Origin of the sequence: Methanocalculus natronophilus (assembly GCF_038751955.1) — an archaeon.
Lineage (GTDB): Archaea > Halobacteriota > Methanomicrobia > Methanomicrobiales > Methanocorpusculaceae > Methanocalculus > Methanocalculus natronophilus.
In genome coordinates, this window is record NZ_JBCEXH010000001.1 from 175,324 (window position 1) to 192,090 (window position 16,767).

Sequence of the window (16,767 nt, forward strand, 5' to 3'; positions counted from 1 at the left end):
AGGGCACATCCAGCAGACAGCAGGAATCACACGCCCCGGGGGAGTATGAGCCTTCTACTCAACCACAATTGCCGGTTTGAACGGAAGAGCCATCTTCGCCTTCGGATGGCTGCTCTCTTCTGCTGCCTGTATATCCACTGCAACAGAGAACTCCTCCTCAAGAAAAGCTGCAGCCTGTGTAAATATTGCATGCTCATCAAACATCTGTGACTGGATGCTTGCAACAAGCTGCGGCGGCAGGCTGTGAATCAGTTTTGTCACCTGCGTGATCGTGTTCACAGCATCTTTTCCACGTGTCCGCATGGCCTCATCTTTCATCAGCTCTTTTGTCACCATTCTGGGATCAGCAGCAGTAGCAACCTTTCTGAAGACATCCAGCTTCCACTCAGGCGCAAGGAAGAGGGTGACCTTCTCCGGTGTAATCGGGAGGATCTTTTGAATCGACTCAATATCCTCTATGGTCCGGCCGGTCAGCTCTTCTGCAAGCTCAAGGTCAGGCCTGATCAGATCAGGCCTTGACACCGGCCATTCTGCAAATGAGACAGACCCGCTCTCTCCAAGACCCTGCCAGAGCTCCTCGCAGGTGAAGGGGATTATGGGTGCAAGCAGCCTCACCCAGGCACTGGCAACATCCCTGAGCACCGCTCCTCCTGGTGTATTGGCAGGCAGCCGTCTCCGGTACCATTTGAGATCAGACTCAATACCAAAATATGCCTCCTGGAGAGCCTGCCTGGTCTGGAAGAGTTCAAGAGCTTCTGTCGTTCTGGCTATGCGCTGCTGGAGACGGGATGCAAGCCAGTGATCCATATCTCCTCCATCGCCATGAGCGGTGTGATCATTTACATACCCGACAAACCGTTCAATCTGTTTTTTGGTCGACAAAACAAGCTCATTTCTCCAGTCAAAATCCTGCCATGGTTCAGCTGAGCCAACCAGAAACATCCTGACAGTATCTGCGCCAAACTCGTCTGCCGCATCATCAAGGAGGAAGACGTTTCCTTTACTTGACGACATCTTCGCCCCATCAAGCAGCCCCATGCCGAAGACAACCATACCCTTTGGCTGGAGTTCATCGGGGAAGATTGCCCGGTGGTGGAAGAGCTGGAATGTCAGGTGGTTCGAGATGAGATCTTTTGCAGAGAACCTGTAGTCATATGGATACCAGTAGAGGAACTCGGCTCTCAGCTCATCAAGGGTTGCCTGCTCAACTCCCTCCGGATTTCCACGACCAAGGAAGATGTAATCAAAGACGGCGGGAGTGAGTTTTTCAGCAGGTATCGCACTGATTTTGTGTGCGATAGTATAGTATGCCATGTAGACGGTCGAATCAGATAAGGGTTCGATGAGCCAGTCCGGATCCCAGGGAACCTTTGTGCCAAGGCCAACCCGGCGTGTGCATGCCCAGTCCTTCAGCCAGTCGACAGTGCGGTCAAATTCCACACGCACCTCAGGCGGAACAAAAGCAACCTTCTCTACCTGGTCATGCACCTCTCTTTTCCATTCAGGGTCACTGTAGGTGAGGAACCACTGATCATCCAGAATACGGACATACGCCCTGCTTCCGCACCTGCAGACAACCGGCTGCTGGTCAAAGTCATAGAACCAGATCGATTCATACTCCCGCTCCATCACCTCTGCAAGATCCTCCCGTGCTGACCGGACACTTTTTCCGGCATGCACACCACAGAGTGGAAGCAGTTTTCCCCGTGAAAACTCAGCAGCATACACTTCCTGGGTGATCTCGTCCATCGCCGGATCAAGCTGGTTTTTGATACCACGACGGAGAACAGCCTCCATAGCCGGGATCTCACCATACCCGTCCACCCTGATGAGCGGAACCGGTTTGATATCGGTATAGAGTCCGTCTGCCTGGAGATCTGCAAGCGCGATATAATCATAGGGAGCATGTGCCGGCACACTCATGACGATACCGGATCCCATATCCGGATCGACAAAATCAGCAGGCAGTATCCGGACTTCACCGGAGAGCGGATGGGTTACAGTCGTATCAACCAGATCAGATCCCGCCATCTCCCCTGTGATCTCCACATCATGTTTCTGCAATGCGAGTTTATCGGCTGCTTCCCGTGAGAGAAGCCAGGTGGTTCCATCAACCAGGGCTGTGACATACCTGACACCCGGGTTGATCCAGAGGTTCGTCACCCCGTAGATCGTCTCCGGCCTGAGTGTCGCACAAGGTATCAGGAAACCATCAGCCTGGAAATGAACGAAGATGAACTTCACAATCTCTGCAGCATCTCCTTCAAGCAGATCATGATCCCCAACAGGGTTCTCGCACTGGGGACAATACTTGACCGGGTGTTCTCCCTTGACAACCCGGTTCTGCAAATAGAGATGATGAAACTGCCATTCGATGAATTTTGAGTACTGCGGGATGATCGTGGTAAACCGTCTCCGCCAGTCGATGGAGAGACCGACCCGCCGCATCACCCGCTCATACTCATCTGAAAAGTGCTCAACAATTGCGAGAGGATCAGAAAATTTGGAGAGGATATCGCGGGGGACGTTATAGACATCGCGGTAGAGAGAGATGGTCTGCTCATCTCCGCGGGCAATCCGCTTTGAGATCCCGATAACAGGCGATCCCGTGACATGGAACGCCATCGGATAGAGGACCTGCCGTCCTCTCATCCTCCAGAACCGTGCAATGACATCAGGTACAATATAGGTTCTGCCATGACCAACATGCATTGCCCCGCTTGGGTAGGGATAGGCGACATTGATGTAGCACTTCTCCTTTCCTGAAGGATCTGATTCAAACGATCTCATCCATTCATCCTGTTCACCCGCACCAGAGCCACCCGGCTGTACGTCACTCACAATAATCCGCCTCCACAATAATTTTTATCTAATCAACCGGACGAACCGTGATCTCTTCTCCTTCGGTGTAGCGCCTGAGCATCTCCTGGGCAATGGAATTATTCTTTGCAAGGAGGATCTCCCCGTTCTCCTCAACGGTGCCGGTGAAGAGATACTCCTTGCCGGAGAAGACATCAACGATCTTTTTTGCATGGTCGGTGCAGTCGATGATCAGATATTTCTTATCGGTCCGGATCAAAACTCCCGAATTACTGGGTGCAGCAGTGCTGATCTCCTCATCCTCTTCTGCAGATTCATCCAGTTCCGACCGTGACCTGATATCAATTCCGACCCCGATTTTATTGACAATGGAAGAGATGTTCTTTCCGCCTTTTCCAATCGCCGCAGGGATATCTCGATCCTCGATATAGACGCTCGCCTTGGTATCAGAGATCATGATGACATCAACATCACCTTCAGTGAATCTCCCGATCTCTTTCTGGATCTCCTTTTCTATTGCCTTCCAGTGGCTGGCAGCAGGAGTTTCTGCCGCCTGCACCGGATTTTCGGAAGGCTCCTCCGGAACAATGTTCTGTGAAGCGGCAAAGGGAACGACAATAGTCTCGCCGCCATAGTGGAAGATTTCAAGCTCAGGCTTCCCGGTATCGGTGTTTTTCACCGTGACAACGGGTGTTGGCTGGATCTCCATGCCAAATGCGGCGAGTCCGCCTGGCCGGTCAATTGAGAGGGTAACAGAACAGACCCGTTCAATCTGGCCATTGGATACAAAGATGATTGATGGGATCACCTGGGGAAGGAGCGTGAACTCTATCCGTGAGATAAGCCGCTGGATTGCGTCCTGCACCCTCTGCGCATGGAGAACACCGATCATCCCGATTCCTGAGAGCCGCAGATCCGAGTAGATCGAGAAGTCCTCTGGTTTTCTGATCTCATCAAATATCACAAAGTCCGGCCTGACCAGGCTGAGCAGTTCTGCAGTCTGCTCCATGCTCCCGTTCAATGAGGTGTACTGGGTGATGTGGTCAGGCACCTGGAGATCACGGGGCGTCTCCATTGTTTTGACAACGAAATTCTCTTCGGCAAGATACATCGCCAGGCTCTGGGCAAGTGTCGATTTACCTGACCCGGGCGGGCCGACGATTAACGTACCGCAACCGTCAGTTACAATGGACTCTTTGATCCGATCGGCATTCCGGTAATCCTCAAGAGATACATCGGCAATCGGGCGGATAACAGAGATCTCCATGCCATCTGAGAATGGCCTGCGGGTGATGGCAATCCTGAGGGATCCGATCTGAACAACAGTCACACCGCGCTGCTCAAGCTCGATGAACCCATCGGGATCGCGTTTGGCTCGTTCGAGGATCTCCTGGGCAAGCCTCCGGAGCTCGTATTCTGTCATTGGGGTATCGCGTAAGGGAACAAGCTCCATCTCGGTGAGCCGGCCTTTCCTGGCATACGGGGTGACACGCTCCTTGAGGTAGACAGCCACTGTATTTTCATCAAAGAAGTGATCGATTCCAAGAGGCGTGAAGTTCTCCTGCTGCGCCTTCATGAAGATAACAGAAATACCTTTTGCCCGTGCCACTTCAGCCTGGACAATATCAGAAGTCATAAACGAGGCATCATACTCGATTGCGGCATTTCGTATCATCGCATCGATCTCGCCGCCGCTTGCAAGTTTTACCTGGTCAAGGCGGGGCCGTTCGCCGACAAATTTCAGATCAATCAGCCCCTCATCACGCATCCTGCAGAGTTCCTGGATCTCTGTCAGGCCCGAGAAGCCGATCTCCCGTCCATGGTTTGCCTGTGCCTCAAGTTCTGCAAAGACCGCTTCGGGTATGATTATTGTGGCATCTTTGCATTCTCCGTTCTGTATCATTGATGTTATGCGCCCGTCGATGACGACGCTCGTATCGGGTACCAGTTTCATAAAAAATCTACCATAATGTAGGTGTCATTCATGCTTATTAGTATACACCTCTTCAGCCACCCCAAAAATATGTCCGGCTCTGCCGGTCATCATGTCAGACCGGCATTCCCAGAACCGCCCTCATCAGGATGAAGAGGATATCTCCGACAGTACAGGAGAGAATCAGTCCGGCTGTGATCGGGATGAAGAACGGCACCCCATAGGAGATCCAGACAGAGCCTGCCCGCGAGTAGAGATACAAATCCTTATGATACTCCTCAGGATAGTCCCTGAGATCACGGGTAAAGATACGATCGTCCCGTGTCATCCTCCCGACAGCCTCCCTGAATGGAATGAACCGGCGTGATATCCCCTCAGCCGTCTCCTGAATATCTTCAATAACAAAGCCAAAGACAGACCGGATATCCTCAGCCTTCACCGGAAATCCTATGCATTTATAGAGAAGGGGGGCTTTATTCCCCTGAATTATATTAAAGAGCAGGAGAAAGAGTGGGATCCCCAGGTTCAGTATCAGGGCATTTGTCAGGACGCTGAAGGCAAAGACCGGGAGAGGAGGATACCCAAAGAGTGGCTCAAGCGGAAAGATGGGTATGAGAAGCGCAATGAAGATCAGACCCCAGGCATCTGCACCACCAAAGAGTCCAAAGTATGCAATTGCATACATGAAACAGCAGAAGATGAGGATTACCGAGGTGATGAGCATGAAGAGTGCCATATCTGAGATAAGAAGCTGGTAATAGGTCCATGCAGCAAATGGAAGCGAGACGGCAATCATCGGGTACCATGTTTTAAACGGCACCCTCCTGTCACGGAGATCAAGAACCGATCCATAGAGAAACGTCACCGCAGCTGCAAGAAACGGAATGATCAGGGGAGGTATCATAACCTGAAGGTATCTGACTGATAGATTATATATGGTATGGCAGAGAATTCAAAAGATTAAGAGAACCGGCCTTCAGGATAGGGGGTACACGGTGGAGGATAAAAGGTTTGGAATTGTAATGTAATATATTCCAGACAACCATCGAGTGCAACGACAATGGCATGGAGTTCCCTTCCGTTTGGCGGGGGGCAGCCAACGAGCAATGAATCCGATACGGAAAGACTGGAAGTGACATGAAACACGGTCTGCTTGGAGAGTGTATTCAGGAAGCCCTGAGAACAGGTTTTACAGGCGAAATTCTCTACCAGGATGATACAATAGAGAGAGCTGCCGTCATCTTCATCTCCGGAGAGCCTGCAGGCGCAGAATATACTGATCAGGCAGGCTCCATCTTTGGCGATACCGCCGTACTCAGGCTTCCCATCAGATCGATGTATACCCCTCTCCCGGCCACAGCCGGCGAAGCAGCAGAGCGTGCCAGACGGATGCGGATATTCCATCCAAAACGGTTGTATGCCCATGCAACCATCAAACCAGAAAAGACGGCACGCTCTTCAGATCAGGGTGGTGCCGGAACAGTTACTATCAGTCTTTGTGAGGGTAGATGGATCGTGCCGGGCCTTCGGGTAGAGATCTGGAGCAGGGGCCTTATTGTCGGATCAGACATGCCGGATCAGTCCGGAAAGGCATCTTTTCGTCTTCTGGAAGGAGAATACGAATGCCGTATCCGTGACGGCATCAGGATCGTATCCAGAAAGACCTTTCAGTATCCGGGTGGAGATCTTGAGATCCAGGTAGCAGAGAATGGAGCGGCCCAATGAACAGCGGGAGAAGGGAACGAAGCTTCTGGTTCTGGAAGAGAAAGCAGCAGCCTCCGGAGGAGGAGGAAGAGGTGCCGGGTTCCGAAGACAACCTTGAAGTGCTGGTTGAGGATCTCATCGCAGCCACACGCAAGGAGGATACCGGGGCAGGCACCGAAGAGGAGCAGGTTCTGCATACTGAAGAGAAGGAGCAGATAGAAGAAGAAATGGAGCGGCATACCGGGGAGGAAGAGATTCCGGTGCAGTATACCAGCAGTGATGACAGCCCCCAGACGCTCCAGGAAGAGGCGCTCTACCAGGCAGACAGTACATCCGGATCCAACCAAAGCCCCCATCCACTCCCACTTGAAGACCTGGCAATCGATAGTACATACCATGACAGGATTGACGATGCAGCCGGAGAGGATTCACCAGGAGAGGGTGGGGAGCTACCGGCCAGGGCCGCACAAAAGCGTTCTTTCTTCGACAGGTTCAGGCTTCTGAGCAGGAAAACCGAAGAATACAATCCCGAAACTCACGGGCCGCTTGTTGACCTTGAATACACCCCTGCACCCGGTGTTGAGGAGGTGGAGGTCTACCCGGTTCACCCGCCCTATGCATACATCCGGATCCTCTATGATGTCATCTCCCACGAGTATGCCTACCAGGTGATCGAGCCGCTCCTGACACCTGGAGAGGAAGAGCTCTACAATGAGATTAAAAACAGGCTCTTCGACACACTTGATATCAGTACACGCGGGCTTACCCAGGGTGAGACACGAAATCTCCTGCGCGAGGCCAGCCAGCGGATCATTGACGACTTTGAGATACGTCTTGATCCTGTTGAGAGAGAGAAGATCCTCTACAGAATGGACCGGGAGTTTCTTGGAGACGGTATCATTGATCCGATTATGCATGATCCCTTTATCGAGGATATCTCCTGTGACGGCCTGAAGACGCCGATCTTCGTCTACCACACACGGTATGAATCGGTTGCGACAAATCTCTCGTACACAAATGCCGCCGAGCTCGACTCGTTTGTGACAAAACTTGCCCAGAGAGCAGGAAAATACATCTCGATTGCAGAGCCGATCCTGGATGCGACAATGTCGGATGGATCCCGAATCCAGATGACACTTGGAACCGAAGTGACCGCACATGGTTCAACCTTCACGATCCGGAAGTTCCGGGAGGAGCCGATCACCCCGACTGATCTCATCGAATGGAAGACCTTCTCACCGCTTTCCATTGCATTCTTCTGGCTTGCTGTTGAAAGCGGAAAATCCTGCCTTTTTGCCGGGGGAACAGCATCGGGGAAGACCACGTCACTGAATGCGATCTCGCTCTTTATGCCCCCGCTTGCAAAGATCATCACGCTTGAGGATACGCGTGAACTGAAACTGCCGCATGCAAACTGGATCCCAAGTGTCACCCGCGACTCCTTTGATACCGGCGGCCGGGGCGAGATCGATCTCTATGAGCTCCTGAGAGCCGCACTCAGGCAGCGGCCGGAGTACCTGCTGGTTGGCGAGGTCAGGGGCAGGGAAGCCCTGACGCTCTTCCAGGCGATGAGCACCGGACATATCACCTACTCAACGATCCATGCCGATTCGGTTCCAAGCGTGGTTCACCGCCTGGAGAACCCGCCTATGAATGTGCCACGAAACATGCTCTCCGCACTCAACCTGGTCTCTGTCCAGGTACAGGCACGGGTTGGCGGCCAGCGGATACGGAGAAACAAGGCGATCATCGAGATCCTGGATATCGATCCACGGACAAACGAATTGATCACCAATGAAGTATTCCGCTGGAAGCCCTCAACTGATGAGATACAGTACCTTGGCAAGTCCTATATCCTTGAGGAGATCATGGAAGAACGGGGCTGGAATGATGAGCGGATTGCAGAAGAGCTGAAACGCAGGCAGGAGGTTCTTGAATGGATGAGGGTGACAAAGATCCGCCATTACAAGGATGTTTCAGCCATCCTGATGGAATATTACCGCAATCCTGACGATGTGATCACCCGGATACGAGCTGAGCTGTATGAACAGGTTTGAACGATTCTGTTTCAATCTTCTCGGTGCGAGGATGCGGGAGAAACGGGAGAGCTACAGCGAATTGCATGGGAGCCTCATCTCCGCACGCTTCCACACCCCGTTTGAGGCATATCTTGCAACAGCCACCATATCATCGGTGATCGCAGGGCTGATTGGCGGTATTGTTATTGGGATCTTCACATACCTTCTCAGAATACCTGAGATGATCGTCTACCGTGGCGCCCTGCCCGGGTTTGTGTATGAGTATGCTGAATACCAGCTTCTGGCTGGCACGCTCGCCATCACCATCATCTCGCTTCTGGTTATCGGTGGTGCCACCTATATCCTCTTCCTGGTCTACCCCTCCATTGTCGCGGGAGAGCGGAAACGAAAGATAGACGCAACCCTGCCTCATGCGATCAATTATATCACCGCTATGTCGACTGCAGGCATCACGCCTGCTGAGATCTTCCGCCTGCTTGGAGAGTCGCCTGTGTATGGGGAGAGTGCAAAAGAGGCACGGTATATTGCACGCGAACTCGATCTCTTCGGCCGGGATCTCATTGATGCAATGAGGATTGTCTCAACAATTACCCCGAGTGAGAGACTAAAAGAGTTTCTTCAGGGTGCAATGGGGGCGATCTCAAGCGGAAGCAACCTGACTGAATACTTCAAGCTGAAGGCGAACCAGTATGCATTCGAGAACCGGCAGCAGCAGAAGGCATTTCTTGAGACACTGGGGCTGATATCCGAATCCTATGTCACCGCGCTTGTTGCAGGGACACTCTTCCTGGTCATCCTCCAGTCTGTGATGTCGATGCTCTCAGGGTCAGCCAATCCGCTCTTTCTCTACGTGATCATCTACCTGATAATGCCCTTTGGAAGCATGATGTTTCTCGTCATGATAAGCTCAATGACACCGGAGGCCTAGGATGCGGAGGCTCGCTCTCTCAAAAAAGCCAGAAAATGACGAGTCTCCTGATGAGAGAATCAGGGAGAGAATTATCAGACGGGAGAAGAAAGAGCAGGGATTCTCAGGCTTCATCCGCCATCCGATCAGATCGCTTGTAAAGAGCCCTGCACACTCCCTCTTCCTGACCGTGCCGCTTGCCCTTGGAATCGCCTCAGTCTGGTTCTACCTTGCAGTCAGCGAGTATGGAATAGACCGCGTCCTTGGGACAACCATCATTGATGACATTCTGATCGTGACCGTGCTCATCATCATCACCCCGCTCTCCCTCCTCGACTTCTTTGACAACCGCCGCCAGCAGAGCCTTGAATCGGCGCTCCCAAACTTCTTCCGCGATCTTGCGGGCATGAACGAATCGGGGATGACACTCCCCGGGGCAGTGGCCCTTGTTGCACAGGCTGAATACAAGGCGCTAACCCCGCATATCCGCAGGCTCGACCAGGAGATGTCATGGAGTGTACCGTTTGTCGAGGCGATCACCCGGTTTGGTGAACGGCTCAGGACACCACTTGCAACACGCAGTGTTGATTTAATCGCAAAGGCAAGCCGTGCAGGAGGCGACATATCCAATGTACTGCGTGCAGCAGCAATTGACTCCTATGAGTTTGTCACCCTGAAGACAGATCGGCTGAATAATATGTTCATCTACATCGTCATCATCATCATCTCCTTCTTCGTCTACATGTTTGTCATCGGCATCCTCACGTCAACGTTCCTTGAAACGATGGCATCAGCAGGCCAGGCTGCAGAAGGATCCGGTGCTGGTGCAGGATTCATGGCCACGATCGATATCGATTTTTATAAACGGATCTTCTCCCATGCAGTCATTCTACAGGGTTTCTTCTCAGGGCTCGTGGCAGGCCAGATGGGAGAGGGCAGGGCACTTGCTGGCCTGAAATACTCAGCCATGATGGTCTTCATCGGCTGGATGGTATTCCGTTTTCTTATCTGAAAGCGGTTACCCTCCGGAATAGTCCCATCTGACAGCAGCAGTTTTTTTTGAAAAAAAAGTCAGGGTAAGATCAGTTTATATTGTCAATCTTATACCCCTTCTGCGAGAGCAGGTCCTTGACCCGGTCACGGTGGTTCCCCTGCAGCTCGATAGTATTTCCTTTCACTGTTCCTCCACAGGCAAGCTTGCCTTTCAGGAATTTCGAGAGGTCTTCAAGATCGATCTCATAGGGATCAAGCCCATCGACGACTGTCACCTCTTTGCCATATCGCCTGCGGTTAATCTTGACCAGGATCCTCTGCTGTTCCTTGGCGACCTCCTCACAGATACACAGCTCTCTGGGAAGTCCACATTTCGGGCATATGCCACTGTTCATTAACCAGTACTGGACGTTCATCTCTATTTATTGTATGTGGTGCGGGACGGGTAATTGGCAACAGACAGATGATGCCCCTTTTTATTCCAATAGGCTGAGTACGTACTGAACCATGTCGCTTCTGGTGCTTGGAACCGCTTCGCACGTCGGAAAGAGCGTGACTGTCGCCGGTCTATGCCGTGCGCTCCTGAACAGGGGATATGCGGTTACTCCGTTCAAGGCGCAGAATATGAGCCTGAATAGCTATGTCACCGCGGATGGATTAGAGATCGGGATCGCCCAGGCGATGCAGGCAATTGCCGCAGGGCAGGTGGCAACAGCCGATATGAACCCGATTCTCCTCAAACCAAAAGCGGATAGTGTATCACAGGTGATAGTACTTGGAAAACCATACAGGGACCTTCCAATCCGGGAGTATTACAAAGAGACCGAAAACCTCCTTGAGGTGGCGGTTTCAGCCTATGAGCGGCTCTTCCAGGAGACAGGATGCGTTCTCTGCGAAGGAGCCGGGGGAGCAGCAGAGCTGAATCTCTATGAGAGGGATATTGCCAATATCCGGCTTGCCAGGCGGCTTGGGATTCCAATTGTCCTTGTTGCTGATATCGAACGGGGCGGTGTCTTCGCACAACTCTATGGGACAATTGAGCTTCTTCCGCCAGACATCCGTGCACTTGTATCCGGTATCATCATCAACAAGTTCCGTGGAGACAAGGAGATCTTTGCAACCGGCGTGACACTCATTGAAGAATACTGCAATGTCCCGGTACTTGGTGTTGTTCCCGCATGCGATCTGACAATCCCAAGTGAAGACTCGCTCTCACTCCAGGATAAGCGCGCATCCTCTTCGCCTGTCAGAATAGCAGTCATCCACCTGCCCAGAATTGCCAATTACACTGATTTTGAAACCCTTGAACGGAATGCGTCAGTCACCTATGTCCGGCCGGGGGAGAGCCTGAAGCACTATGACTGCATCATCATTCCGGGAACAAAAAATACTGTTCTGGATCTCCTCCACCTCAGGGAGCATGGAACAATCAGCGAGATAGAGGAGGCTCGCGATCGCGGCATTCCAGTAATCGGGATCTGTGGAGGATTTCAGATGCTCGGAAGAACTATCCATGACAACTGCATAGAGTCAACAGACGTTGCTTCATACGAGGGAATCGGCTTCCTCCCTGTTGAGACCTGGTTTTCCGAGTACGCAAAGACAACCATCAGGGTTACCAGGAAAGCAGAGCCGATCGGACCAATTCTTGGAGCAATGGATACCGTGAGCGGGTATGAGATACATATGGGCAGATCAGAGCGGATTGGAGGTAGAGAGGCATTTTCAGGGGACGGGGCAGTATCAGATGACGGGCTTGTGTTTGGGACATACCTGCACGCCCTCTTCAGCAACCAGTCCGCAGTCTCCGCACTCCTCACGTACCTCTACAGAACAAAGGGGCTTGAATTTACTATGGCAGCGGAATGTGATCCATATGATCAGTTTGCTGAGCACCTTGAGGCGCATATTGACATGGACCGGATAATCCAGCTCGCTTCGCCACGTCAGAGGGTCTCATAAGCCAAACTGGCCTCTCTGAATCGGATTCAGGTAAGGAAAAGGGATAGTGTCATGAGCATCCGGTTATCATTTACCCTGGAAAGCGATCTGGCTGACCAGATCGATTCGTTTGCACGTGAAAAGCGTATTGAACGGAATGAAGCAATTCTCCGCCTTATTGAGGCTGGCATAGAGAAATATGAAGAGGATGGCGAATTCAACCCGCCACCCCGCGAGAGGAGTTTTGAGGAGGTAAAAGATATTGCCAGATCCCTCGATAACCTCACAGCCACCGTATCTGATCTGAAAAAAGAGGTCAGGGTTGTCCACCATATCCTGGATCTTGAGTGGCAGCGGGAGGCAGGCAGGACGCGTGATCCCCCGGCAGCAGAGCGGAGATGGTGGGAGTTCTGGAAAGGGCTCTAAACCGGGTTCAGCTGATGATCGACATGATGCTCCGGTATCCTTCAGCATCCATGTCATCGCACCAGACCCGGGTCACATGCTGTAAGTCCACCTCCTCAGTATCACCGCTCCGTGAACAGTATGCCCGGGCAGGGGAGATGACCCGTTTGCCGTTCACAAGAAAATACCGTGAATGTGCACAGAATCTGCACCGGTCCAGTGTCACCGGATTCCCCGGCAGACAGGGGACTTTTCCCTTTTCAACATCAAGTAATCGCATTCCTTCGTCATGCATACAAAACAACCTCATATCCGGCATCTGTAAGTGCCTTCTGGACTGCCTGCTTCCAGGCAGGATCACCGGATCCTCCATATGACTCTTTCAGCGCATTCCACAGTTCCCTGAGAGTGGGATCTTCTGTCTGGAGATCCCGCCTTCCCTTCATCACGCCGAGAACCTCCCCGTCATGCAGCACTTTTCCTGTATGACAGATATATTCCCTGCAGAAGCGGGGACGGGACTGGTAGATGGTGCAGATGATTCTTTGCCCGTCTTTCCTGAGAAAAGGGCAGGCATGCGGGTTTTCCAGGAGGAATGACCGCTCTTTGAAGAGACTGAACCGCCCCGGATCAAGTGTGGCCATGAAGCTCTCCTTTGTCAGGGAGAGGGTACATCCATATGCCCCGCCAATCGTCTGGTTAATGGTAATGTACCTGCCAAACCCCATGCAGCACCGCCCGCAGAGGGTGCAGGTGAAACCAGCATCCATACCCTCTTATCTCAAAGTACAAGGTGAAAAGTGTATCCAAACAAGATCCATCTCAATTAATTGATAGCAAGTCCATCTTCATACTATGAAAGTCTGCATCATGTGCGGCGGCGAGGGGACACGGCTTCGCCCCCTGACGTTTGAGCGGCCAAAACCCTGCATCCCGATAGCAGGGGTTCCATCCATCCGGCACCTGGTTGTCCATCTTGCAGACCTTGGTTTTACTGATATCGTCATCACGCTTGGGTATCTTGGCGATGCGATCAAAGAGGTGCTCGGTGACGGATCCCTCTGCTCGGCGGATATCACCTATGTTGAAGAGAAGACCAAGCTTGGGACTGCCGGATCGGTGAAGAATGCACAGGAATATCTTGACGGCACGCCGTTCCTCGTTGTCGGCGGCGATCATGTAACTGACATCAATCTTCTTGAATTTTTCCGTGAACATAAAAAGAGCGATGCGATCGCGTCGATTGGGCTTATCAGTATCGATGATCCCAGTGAGTACGGCATAGCAGAGCTTGATGCCACCTTTACAATCGGGAGATTTAAGGAGAAACCATCACCTGGTGAGATATTCTCAAATCTTGCCAGCACCGGGATGTATGTCTGCAACCCGGAGATATTCGACTTTATTCCTGCAGGCACTCCATTTGATTTTGCCCGGAACCTCTTCCCGCTCCTGATGGAGAACGGGTATACCCTGAAAGGCTGGCTTGCACATGGCAACTGGACGGATGTCGGGTCTCCATCCATGCTCCGGCAGGCAGAACGGTGGAAACTGGATGAGGTCGGAACAACGAGCATAGAGGGGACACTCAATGTTATGAATGCACAGATCACCGGCCCTGTCAGGTTCGGCGATGGCATTACCCTTGGTGCGAGATCCCGGATAATCGGGCCGGTATCTATCGGGAACGGGACAAGCATTGGTGAAGACGTCATCATAGGGCCCTATACCTCAATTGGCGATAACTGCACCATCATACAGCAGGCAAAGATCTTCTCCTCATCACTCTACAGAGGCGTGACGATCGGTGCGGGCTCTACGGTCAGCGGGAGTATCATCGACAATGACTGTAGAATCGGGGACGGGTGCTCTATTGAAAATGATACCGTCATCGGCCCGCGTGCAAGAGTACAGGATAATGTTGTGGTCCACTCCCGGACACGGCTCTGGCCGGAGGTGGATGTTATGGCCGGCGAGGTGGTGAAAGAGTACGTCTTAAATGACGCTTTTGATACACGGTGCGAGGGATCCTGACCGGCCGATCAGAATTCTGGAGAAAGAGTCCTCGTTCTACCCCTTGCAAAAGAAGAGAGCAGGAGAATACACACCTGTTTGCAGACTGTTTTTTTCCTGCCTGTAGTCTCTTCTAGTCATGAGGGATAAGCCGGTGGGTGATGGCAACGAGAGGGTGCCGCGCATAATCAAGCACCTGGATATCATCGAGTGTGTAGAGCTTCATGCTCTGGGCAGTCCGCTCAAGCCCCAGCTGGATATCCTCGTCGATATTGATGATATAGGCTTCCAGGTTCTTGATCCCAAGCCGTTTAGCAGCAATTGCCCGGTGATGTCCATCCACCATGATCCATTTTCCCGGTCTCCTGACAACGATAACAGGCTCGGCAAGGCCTTTCCTGGTCTCATACATCCTGCCTTCAAGTTCATCCTGGTATATTTTCCCCTGTGTCGGCCGGATCCGATCAACCGGGACCATCCCGCGCTCAAGAGTTGGTTCTATGCCATAGAGCTTCGTCAGCGTCGTCATGAAGTTGTATACTTTCTCAGGAGAGACATGCTCAATCTGCGAGCGGATGACATCGGCATTTGAGATGATCCCGACAAGTTCGTTTGTATCATCGACCACGGGGAGTTTCTGGATGCCTGAGCGGAAAATAACGCGTGCTGCATCGGTGATGCACATCTCGGGGTCGGCCACTATCAGGTGGCGGGACATGATCTGCTCTACCTTTGTTGATGGATGCACCCCGATGATGTCGCGTGCGGAGATATACCCGACAACCTTGTTGCCCCTGAGAACAGGGAAGCCATCGTGCTGGGTTGACCGGATATGTTCGATGACGTCCTTGACGATACCATCAGATCGTACCGTCACGACATCAGAGGTCATGTAGTCACTGACCCGTTTCTTTTCCATTGCTGTACCTGTTATACACGAGAAACCATCAAGCCATCGCAAAAAAAAGAAAGTGTTTATTCGATCTGGATCGGGCGCACCGCAGTCGGTTCTGTCTTCTTCAGGCGTACTTCAAGGACACCGTTCTTAAATGTCGCTAAAGCACCCTCCTCGGTGACGTCGACAGGCATCGATACGACACGGCGCATCGATCCATAGAACCGCTCTCTCATGAAGTAGTTCTCCTGTTCATCCTTCTCTTCAGTGCTCTGCCGGGTTGCGATCTCAAGGGTCCTGGAATCATGGAGCCGGAGCTGGACATCTTCTTTCTGAAGTCCCGGGAGATCCGCAACGACGACCACGTCATCATCATGGTCGCTGACATCGACCCTGAACTCGCCCTTGAGTGCAGGCATAATGCGGTCTGCCATTCCACCTTCCGGGAGCATGGGGCGGGCGCCGGAGAACATGTCCTGGAACCGCGCCTCCATCTCTGCCATCATATCATCGATCTCCCGGCCAAGTGATCCAAATGGATATCTTCGTCTTCCCCATACCATAGTTTCATTCCTCCTCTGCCACACCTGTGGTGTGGCTAACCCCTGGTTAGTGCATAATAATATTTATAATTTTCTCTAAAACCATTGAGATTGAAACCGTTTATATACCAGGGCATACAGGTACTGGTAAAGGAATGGAGACAATGGAAATTACTGCAAGCGAAAGGGAAGGAACAGCCCTTACCGTCATCACCGGCAGAATAGATGCCACAACAGCCCCCCTGGCAGAAGAGCAGCTCAGGCAGCTTGCAGCAGAGCAGGAAGGGGCGGTGATTGTCGACTGTTCAGGTCTTGAATACATAAGCAGCGGAGGGCTGCGGGCATTCCTGATTGTTGAAAAAGAGCTGAAGAAACAGAACAGGGAGATCGTGCTCTGCGCACTACGGCCGGAGGTGGAGAAGATCTTCAGGCTGACCGGCTTTACTGCAATCTTTTCCCTTGAACAGACCGTGGATGATGCAATAGCGAATTGGAAATAGACCTATTTTTATTTTTCAAAACCATCTTGCCTGAATGAGAGCACCAGCAGGCATCACGACCAGTACGCAGGCCAG

General features: G+C 52.1%; 16 protein-coding genes. 8 read left to right on the plus strand and 8 right to left on the minus strand.

Going from position 1 to position 16,767, the window contains the following annotated elements:
• Positions 1–54 precede the first annotated feature (54 nt).
• The 3 genes from leuS to ABCO64_RS00905 all read right to left on the minus strand — a co-directional run bounded on the left by leuS (position 55) and on the right by ABCO64_RS00905 (position 5,657).
• On the minus strand, positions 55–2,790 hold the full coding sequence (leuS, locus tag ABCO64_RS00895) for a leucine--tRNA ligase (RefSeq protein ID WP_253458148.1): 2,736 nt from the start codon (positions 2,788–2,790) through the stop codon (positions 55–57).
• A gap of 79 nt (positions 2,791–2,869) precedes the next feature.
• Positions 2,870–4,774 carry a PINc/VapC family ATPase gene (locus ABCO64_RS00900; protein WP_253457467.1) on the minus strand — a complete coding sequence of 635 codons (1,905 nt, stop codon included), beginning with the start codon at positions 4,772–4,774 and terminating at the stop codon, positions 2,870–2,872.
• 94 nt (positions 4,775–4,868) lie between these two features.
• Positions 4,869–5,657: an A24 family peptidase C-terminal domain-containing protein gene (locus tag ABCO64_RS00905; protein WP_253457470.1), complete on the minus strand. Its 789-nt coding sequence runs from the start codon at positions 5,655–5,657 to the stop codon at positions 4,869–4,871.
• A gap of 233 nt (positions 5,658–5,890) precedes the next feature.
• Between ABCO64_RS00905 and ABCO64_RS00910 the strand changes: the two genes are divergently transcribed.
• The 4 genes from ABCO64_RS00910 to ABCO64_RS00925 are packed head-to-tail and all read left to right on the plus strand — an operon-like array spanning position 5,891 to position 10,415.
• Positions 5,891–6,478, plus strand: coding sequence for a hypothetical protein (locus ABCO64_RS00910; protein ID WP_253457473.1), 588 nt, complete (start codon positions 5,891–5,893; stop codon positions 6,476–6,478).
• On the plus strand, positions 6,475–8,514 hold the full coding sequence (locus ABCO64_RS00915) for a type II/IV secretion system ATPase subunit (protein ID WP_253457476.1): 2,040 nt from the start codon (positions 6,475–6,477) through the stop codon (positions 8,512–8,514). The genes ABCO64_RS00910 and ABCO64_RS00915 overlap by 4 nt, the downstream gene beginning before the upstream one ends.
• A complete protein-coding gene (locus ABCO64_RS00920; RefSeq protein ID WP_253457479.1) occupies positions 8,501–9,424 on the plus strand; it encodes a type II secretion system F family protein in 924 nt (307 codons plus the stop codon). Before ABCO64_RS00915 ends, ABCO64_RS00920 begins: the two co-directional genes overlap by 14 nt.
• 1 nt (position 9,425) lies before the next feature.
• Positions 9,426–10,415 carry a type II secretion system F family protein gene (locus ABCO64_RS00925; RefSeq protein WP_253457482.1) on the plus strand — a complete coding sequence of 330 codons (990 nt, stop codon included), beginning with the start codon at positions 9,426–9,428 and terminating at the stop codon, positions 10,413–10,415.
• Between the two features lie 70 nt (positions 10,416–10,485).
• Here the strand turns inward: ABCO64_RS00925 and yciH are convergent, their stop codons facing one another.
• Positions 10,486–10,791 carry a stress response translation initiation inhibitor YciH gene (yciH, locus tag ABCO64_RS00930; protein WP_253457484.1) on the minus strand — a complete coding sequence of 102 codons (306 nt, stop codon included), beginning with the start codon at positions 10,789–10,791 and terminating at the stop codon, positions 10,486–10,488.
• A 112-nt stretch (positions 10,792–10,903) separates the two neighbouring features.
• Between yciH and ABCO64_RS00935 the strand changes: the two genes are divergently transcribed.
• Positions 10,904–12,358: a cobyric acid synthase gene (locus ABCO64_RS00935; RefSeq protein WP_253457487.1), complete on the plus strand. Its 1,455-nt coding sequence runs from the start codon at positions 10,904–10,906 to the stop codon at positions 12,356–12,358.
• 51 nt (positions 12,359–12,409) lie between these two features.
• A complete protein-coding gene (locus ABCO64_RS00940; protein WP_253457490.1) occupies positions 12,410–12,763 on the plus strand; it encodes a ribbon-helix-helix domain-containing protein in 354 nt (117 codons plus the stop codon).
• Between the two features lie 7 nt (positions 12,764–12,770).
• Here ABCO64_RS00940 and ABCO64_RS00945 read toward each other — a convergent pair whose 3' ends face one another.
• Both ABCO64_RS00945 and ABCO64_RS00950 read right to left on the minus strand, forming a co-directional pair.
• Entirely contained in the window at positions 12,771–13,037 is a 267-nt protein-coding gene (locus ABCO64_RS00945; protein ID WP_253457493.1) for an inositol-pentakisphosphate 2-kinase, read from the minus strand.
• Entirely contained in the window at positions 13,030–13,512 is a 483-nt protein-coding gene (locus ABCO64_RS00950) for a YkgJ family cysteine cluster protein (RefSeq protein WP_253457496.1), read from the minus strand. Before ABCO64_RS00950 ends, ABCO64_RS00945 begins: the two co-directional genes overlap by 8 nt.
• An 85-nt stretch (positions 13,513–13,597) precedes the next feature.
• On the opposite strand from ABCO64_RS00950, the gene ABCO64_RS00955 reads away from it, so the two are divergent.
• A complete protein-coding gene (locus tag ABCO64_RS00955; protein ID WP_253457499.1) occupies positions 13,598–14,776 on the plus strand; it encodes a nucleotidyltransferase family protein in 1,179 nt (392 codons plus the stop codon).
• Positions 14,777–14,888: 112 nt separating this feature from the next.
• On the opposite strand, the gene ABCO64_RS00960 is transcribed toward ABCO64_RS00955, so the two are convergent.
• Positions 14,889–15,674 carry a CBS pair associated ParBc domain-containing protein gene (locus tag ABCO64_RS00960; protein ID WP_253457501.1) on the minus strand — a complete coding sequence of 262 codons (786 nt, stop codon included), beginning with the start codon at positions 15,672–15,674 and terminating at the stop codon, positions 14,889–14,891.
• 56 nt (positions 15,675–15,730) lie between these two features.
• Positions 15,731–16,213, minus strand: a complete 483-nt coding sequence (locus ABCO64_RS00965; RefSeq protein WP_253457504.1) for an Hsp20/alpha crystallin family protein — start codon at positions 16,211–16,213, stop codon at positions 15,731–15,733.
• A gap of 134 nt (positions 16,214–16,347) precedes the next feature.
• Between ABCO64_RS00965 and ABCO64_RS00970 the strand changes: the two genes are divergently transcribed.
• On the plus strand, positions 16,348–16,692 hold the full coding sequence (locus ABCO64_RS00970; RefSeq protein ID WP_253457507.1) for an STAS domain-containing protein: 345 nt from the start codon (positions 16,348–16,350) through the stop codon (positions 16,690–16,692).
• Positions 16,693–16,767 lie beyond the last annotated feature (75 nt).